We start from the raw sequence: 6,085 nt of genomic DNA, 5'->3' as shown, positions 1-6,085 counted from the left end.
GCTCAAGACCGCAGAAGAATCCACGCCATGCACCATGTCCAGTCTGTCTGAACCGGACAGCCGTGGGCTTGACCCGGGCATCCATGCACTTGGCGAAGAGATGGATGGCCGGGCCTTCGCCGCGCCGAAGCGGCTACGGCCGCGCAGGCGGGTCAAGCCCGGCCATGACGAAGCGAGGTTTGGACACGCACATCATCTTCATGGTCTAGAGTGGGCTGACAGAGAGGGAGAACCCGATGACCGGCACCCCAGAGATCAAGTCCGCCTTCAACGCCATTCGCGCCATCGACTATACGATCATCCTCGTCCGCGATTGGACGGCGATGCGCGGCTTCTATGAGAACGTGCTGGGCTTCCCGATCGCGCGCGAGCTGTCGCAGGGCTGGATCGAATACCGGATCGGCGCCAATACATTGGCGCTGGCGCAACCGAAGCGGCTCGCATCGGACCAGCTGACGCCCCGAGGCGCCGCCTCGCTGCAGCTCGCGTTCAAGGCGGGCCGTAACGATGTCGACCGCTGCGCGGCAGAATTGACCAGCAAGGGCGTCGCTCTCATGGAGCCGCCGACGGACCAGCCCTTCGGGCACCGGACCCTGTTCTTCAGGGACCCGGACGGCAATCTGCTCGAAGTGTACGCGGAGATCTAACAGCTGATATCTAAGGCTTGGCGGCCGCGCTAGGCGGCCGCCGGTTGTATCCGGGGATTGAGCACGTACTCCTTCAGCACCTTGTCGGTGGCGGCATCGACTTCGACCAGCGACACGTCGTAGCTCCAGAGATCGGCGAGATGCTGCAGCACGCGCTTGGTGTCGGTCTCGTTGAGCTGGGCGCCCTTGACCACCGTATGCCGCAGCATCAGGCGGCGATCGCCGGCGAGATCGACATCGACCACCTCGATGTTGGGGTCGATGTAGCCGACGTCGTACTGCTTGGACAGCTCGCGGCGGATGCGGCGATAGCCGCGCTCGTCATGGATGGCATCGACAAGAATGCCGGCGCGCTCGGCCGGATCGTCATGCAGGTGGAACAGTCTGAGCTGCCGGATCAGGTTGGGGCTGAGGAACTGGCTGATGAAGCTCTCGTCGCGATAGTTCGCCCAGACGTCACGCAGCACCGCCATTTCGTCGCCGGTGCCGGCGATGTCCGGAAACCATTCGCGATCCTCGTCGGTCGGATCCTTCACGATGCGCTCGATGTCCTGCATCATCGCAAAGCCAAGGGCATAGGGGTTGAAGCCGGAGTAGCGCGGATCGTCGAACTCCGGCTGGAACACGACATTGGTGTGCGACTGCAGGAACTCCAGGAAATTGCCGTCGGTGAGTCGTCCTTCCTGGTGCAGACGGTTCATGATGCGATAATGCACGTAGGTCGCCGTGCCCTCGTTCATGACCTTGGTCTGGCCCTGCGGATAGAAATACTGCGCGATGTGGCGGACGATGCGCAGCAGCTCGCGCTGCCAGGGCGCCAGCCGCGGCGCGGTCTTCTCCAGGAAATAAAGCAGGTTCTCCTGCGGCAGGCCGAGCAGCGCGCGGCGCCGCTCGACGTTCAGCATCGCATTGGTCTTGACCGGGCCGGTCGGCACCGTGCGCCAGAGATCGTTGAACTGGCCCTCCTCATAGAGCCTGCGCTTGCCGGCGCGCTTCTCCTCCTCGCGGAAGTCGAGCTTCTTCTTGCCGGGATAGCGGTCGACGCCATGCGACATCAGCGCATGGGCGGCATCGAGCGTATGCTCGACCGCGAGCCGGCCATAACGTTCCTCGCATTGCGCGATGTAGCCGCGGGCGAAGTCGAGATAGTCGAGGATGCCGTCGGCGTCGGTCCACTGCTTGAACAGGTAGTTGTTCTTGAAGAAGTGATTGTGACCGAACGCGGCATGCGCGATCACCAGGGTCTGCATCGTCGCCGTGTTCTCCTCCATCAGATAGGAGATGCAGGGCGAGGAGTTGATCACGATCTCATAGGCGAGGCCCATCAGCCCTTTGCGGTACGAGGCCTCGTGATAGGCGAAGTGCTTGCCGAACGACCAGTGCTTGTAGAACAGGGGCATGCCGACCGAGGAATAGGCGTCGAGCATCTGCTCGGCCGTGATCACCTCGATCTGGTTGGGATAGGTGTCGAGCCCGAGCTCCTTGTGCGCCACCCTCTCGCAGGTATCGTGAATGCGCTGCAAGGTGAGGAAATTCCAGTCGGCGCCCTCGAACAGCAGTCCGCTCATGACGCCGCCCTCTCCTGCGTGGTGCCGCGACGCTGAAACAGGTCGTGGAACACCGGGAAGATCTCGCTCCGGTCGCGCACCTTGCGCATCGATAGCGGCTCGCCATTGGCGCGCAGCCGCTCATACAGCGACCACAGCGCGGAGTCCGGCATCTCGAACGAATAGGTGCCGGACTCGCCGACCTCGAGATAGGCGAAGAACTGCGACACCGGCAGGATGTTGTCGGTCAGGAGCCGCGCGACATTCTCGGAATCCGAGGTCGCGTTGTCGCCGTCGGAGGCCTGCGCCGCGTAGATGTTCCAGTCCGAGGGCCGGAAGCGCGAGCGGACGATGTCGTGCATGCATTGCAGGGCGCTCGACACCAGGGTGCCGCCGGATGCCGGTCCGTAGAAGAAGGTCTGCTCGTCGACCTCCTCGGCACGATCGGTATGGCGGATGAACACGATCTCGACATGGCGGTAGCGCCGGGTCAGGAACACGTAGAGCAGCATGTAGAACCGCTTGGCGAGGTCCTTCATGTGCTCCGACATCGAGCCGGACACGTCCATCAGGCAGAACATCACGGCCTGCGCGATCGGCTTCGGCACCGCTTCGAAGCGGCGGTAGCGGATGTCGATCGGATCGATGAAGGGGATGCGCTTGGCCTTCGCCTTCAGCGCTTCGAGCTCGGCCAGCAGCGCGGCGCGCTTGTCGTCGTCGGTCTCCTGCTCCAGCTGGGCTTCGAGCTCGGCAATCGCCTCCGGCCGCGGCCGGCGGAGCGCGACGCGGCGGGCCAAGGCGCGGGTGACGGTGCGGCTGATCGAGATATTGGCTGGCGAACCCGACGTCGAATAGCCCGCGCGCACCAACCCTTCGCTCTCGGCCTCGGCGAATTTGCGCTTGGCGAGATCGGGCAGCTCGAGATCGTCGAGGAACAGGTTGACGAACTCCTCCTTGCTCAGCACGAAGCGGAAGGCGTCCTCGCTGTCGCCCTGCCCCGGCGCCGACTTGCGGCCGCTGCCGTCGCCGGAGCGCGGCAGGATATCGCCCTCGACGAACTTCTTGTTGCCGGGCAGCACCATGTCGCGGGTGCCGCCCTCACGGCGGAAGCGCGGCTCGTCCATGCCATCGAGCGGGATGGAGACCTCACCACCCTCGAGCACGTCCTTGATGTCGCGGTCCTGCGACGTCTTCTTCACGGCTCCTTGAACCAACGCCTTGGCTCGGCGCAAAAATCGCTGACGGTTTTCGAGACTTTTGCCGCCCGGATTCAGGCGCCGATCAATGATGTGCATGACCACGTTTCCATACGCCTCCTGCTGCAGCGGTTTCGACTCCTGCTCTCCCCCGCCGCGATGCCGCGGTGCAGTATCAGACCCGATACCGGACCCGCATCATTCGCTGCCCGACGCGTCCCATCAAAGTTCAGCGTCGAACGTTCCGCTCCCCTCGTTGTCCCGGCGCCAACATCCGCCGATGGCCTGCAGCACATGCAGTGAACATCGGCGCCGGACCACGATCAACCCGCCTGCTTCACTCGCATGTACCACTCGACCAGCCGGCGGACCTGCCGCTCGGTGTAGCCGCGCTCGACCATGCGCGCGACGAAGTCGTCGTGCTTCTTCTCGGTCTCGCCGTCCTTCTTGGTCCCGAACGAGATCACCGGAAGCAGATCCTCGACCTGCGAGAATATCCTCTTTTCGATGACCTCGCGGATCTTTTCGTAGGAGGTCCAGGACGGATTTTTTCCGCCGTTCTGGGCCCGGGAGCGCAGCGAGAACTTGACAACCTCGTTGCGGAAGTCCTTCGGGTTGGCGATCCCGGCCGGCTTCTCGATCTTGGTCAGCTCCTGGTTCAACAGCTCGCGATTGAGCAGCTGTCCCGTATCGGGATCCTTGAAGTCCTGATCCTCGATCCAGGCGTCGGCGTAGTCGACGTAGCGGTCGAACAGGTTCTGGCCGTAATCGGAGTAGGATTCCAGATACGCCTTCTGGATCTCGTGGCCGATGAACTCCGCGTAACGCGGCGCGAGGTCCGCCTTGATGAATTCGAGGTAGCGCTTCTCGACCTCCTCCGGCAGCTGCTCGCGCTTGATCGACTGCTCCAGCACATACATCAAGTGCACGGCATCGGCGGACACTTCCGCCGTGTCGTGATTGTAGGTCGCGGCCAGGACCTTGAAGGCAAAGCGGGTGGAAATGCCGTCCATGCCCTCGTCGACGCCGGCGGCGTCGCGATATTCCTGCACGCTGCGCGCCTTCGGATCGGACTCCTTCAGGCTCTCGCCGTCATAGACCCGCATTTTGGCGTACAAGGTCGAGTTCTCGTGCTTGCGCAAGCGCGACATCACCGAAAAACGAGCCAGCGTGTCCAAGGTCGCCGGCGCGCAGGGCGCGGTGGCGAGCTCGGAGCCCTGGATCAGCTTCTCGTAGATCTTGCGCTCCTCGGTGACGCGCAGGCAGTACGGCACCTTGATGACGCAGATGCGGTCGATGAAGGCTTCGTTGTTCTTGTTGGTCTTGAAGCTCTGCCACTCCGCCTCGTTGGAGTGGGCGAGGATCACGCCGTTGTAGGGAATGGCGCCGATGTTCTCGGTGCCGATATAGTTGCCCTCCTGCGTCGCCGTCAGCAGCGGATGCAGCATCTTGATCGGCGCCTTGAACATCTCGACGAATTCGAGGATGCCCTGGTTGGCGCGGTTGAGGCCGCCCGAATAGGAGTAGGCGTCGGGATCGTTCTGGGCGTAGGTTTCGAGCTTGCGGATGTCGACCTTGCCGACCAGCGAGGAGATGTCCTGGTTGTTCTCGTCGCCCGGTTCGGTCTTGGCGATCGCGATCTGCCGCAGCCGCGACGGCTGGATCTTGGCGACGCGGAACTGCGAGATGTCGCCGCCGAAGGCCTCGAGTCGCTTGTAGCACCACGGGCTCATCAAACCGGATAGACGGCGGCGCGGAATGCCGTATTTCTCCTCGAGCATCGGGCCCAGCGTGTCGGGATCGAACAGGCCGAGCGGCGATTCGAAGACCGGGCTCAGCTCATCACCGGCCTTGAGCACGTAGATCGGATGAGCTTCCATCAACTGCTTCAGCCGTTCGGCGAGCGACGACTTGCCGCCGCCGACCGGTCCGAGCAGATAGAGGATCTGCTTGCGCTCTTCGAGACCTTGCGCGGCGTGGCGGAAGAAGCCGACGATGCGCTCGATCGTGTCTTCCATGCCATAGAAGCCGGCGAACGCGGGATACAGCCGAACCGTCCGGTTCAAAAAAATACGGCCAAGGCGTGGGTCCTTGGCCGTGTCGATCATCTGAGGCTCACCGATCGCAGCTAGTAGTCGTTCAGCGGCGTTCGCGTATCGCATCGGGTCGGTTCGACACGATTCTAGATATTCCTGCATCGACATGTCGGTCTGGCTGCGTGCCTCGAACGACCTTGCGAACGCGTTGAACAACGAATCGTTGTACATGATCCCTCTCCACGTAGGTTCCGCCGCACTGCTGCAACGGGCCGAGATCTAAGTACGTTCCTGCTGATCCCGAACCGACTCAGAGTGAAGCGCGCTAGCCCCCATTGGGCACCGTCTTCGTCCTTTTCCGCAACGCAAAGTGCATGCAGCATATGCCCTATCAACATGCACTTCGCTCAATAGTTCGGCAAAAGCCGGCCGACTCTCCCCATTTGTACCTCATTGTCTCTGCTTCGCAACATCCGCAATACCCCGGCACCGTAGTCTTCCTGCGCCGCACAAGGTGTTGTGAAGCCATGTGAACTGGTGGCGTGACAGCTCCGCAATCAGTCTCCCTTCCGGAAGTGAACCGCGAGTGAACGCCAATCGTCGCGCATCTGCGCCAGGCAGCGAATGTCTCATTCGTGGCGCGACGTGATGCGCGCCAG

The 6,085-nt window shown here is 62.6% G+C and carries 4 protein-coding genes; 1 reads left to right on the top strand and 3 read right to left on the bottom strand.

All coding sequences use genetic code 11. The annotated features are described in order from the left end of the window. The first annotated feature begins 236 nt into the window (after positions 1 to 236). Positions 237 to 647, top strand: coding sequence for a VOC family protein (locus ACQR1F_RS29915; protein ID WP_434914387.1), 411 nt, complete (start codon positions 237 to 239; stop codon positions 645 to 647). A gap of 29 nt (positions 648 to 676) precedes the next feature. Here ACQR1F_RS29915 and ACQR1F_RS29910 read toward each other — a convergent pair whose 3' ends face one another. From ACQR1F_RS29910 to ACQR1F_RS29900, 3 genes are all read right to left on the bottom strand, one after another. Next, positions 677 to 2,215 (bottom strand): SpoVR family protein, encoded by a 1,539-nt coding sequence (locus tag ACQR1F_RS29910; protein WP_315805439.1) that lies wholly within the window; start codon positions 2,213 to 2,215, stop codon positions 677 to 679. Further along, complete coding sequence (locus ACQR1F_RS29905) at positions 2,212 to 3,489, bottom strand: YeaH/YhbH family protein (RefSeq protein ID WP_315805438.1); 1,278 nt, start codon at positions 3,487 to 3,489, stop codon at positions 2,212 to 2,214. The genes ACQR1F_RS29910 and ACQR1F_RS29905 overlap by 4 nt, the downstream gene beginning before the upstream one ends. A 224-nt stretch (positions 3,490 to 3,713) precedes the next feature. Beyond that, the gene (locus tag ACQR1F_RS29900) at positions 3,714 to 5,657 is read right to left on the bottom strand and encodes a PrkA family serine protein kinase (protein ID WP_315805437.1); all 1,944 of its coding nucleotides are present in this window, start codon (positions 5,655 to 5,657) and stop codon (positions 3,714 to 3,716) included. Positions 5,658 to 6,085 lie beyond the last annotated feature (428 nt).

The sequence above is a fragment of the Bradyrhizobium sp. HKCCYLS3013 genome (assembly GCF_051167615.1).
In the GTDB taxonomy this organism is placed as follows: Bacteria; Pseudomonadota; Alphaproteobacteria; order Rhizobiales; family Xanthobacteraceae; genus Bradyrhizobium.
This window is presented reverse-complemented; position numbering and strand designations above follow the sequence as displayed.

Bases quoted from the DNA above. Each gene is read 5' to 3' on its own strand.
- ACQR1F_RS29915 (WP_434914387.1), top strand. From the start codon at position 237: ATGACCGGCACCCCAGAGATCAAGTCCGCCTTCAACGCCATTCGCGCC.
- ACQR1F_RS29910 (WP_315805439.1), bottom strand. From the start codon at position 2,215: ATGAGCGGACTGCTGTTCGAGGGCGCCGACTGGAATTTCCTCACCTTG.
- ACQR1F_RS29905 (WP_315805438.1), bottom strand. From the start codon at position 3,489: ATGCACATCATTGATCGGCGCCTGAATCCGGGCGGCAAAAGTCTCGAA.
- ACQR1F_RS29900 (WP_315805437.1), bottom strand. From the start codon at position 5,657: ATGTACAACGATTCGTTGTTCAACGCGTTCGCAAGGTCGTTCGAGGCA.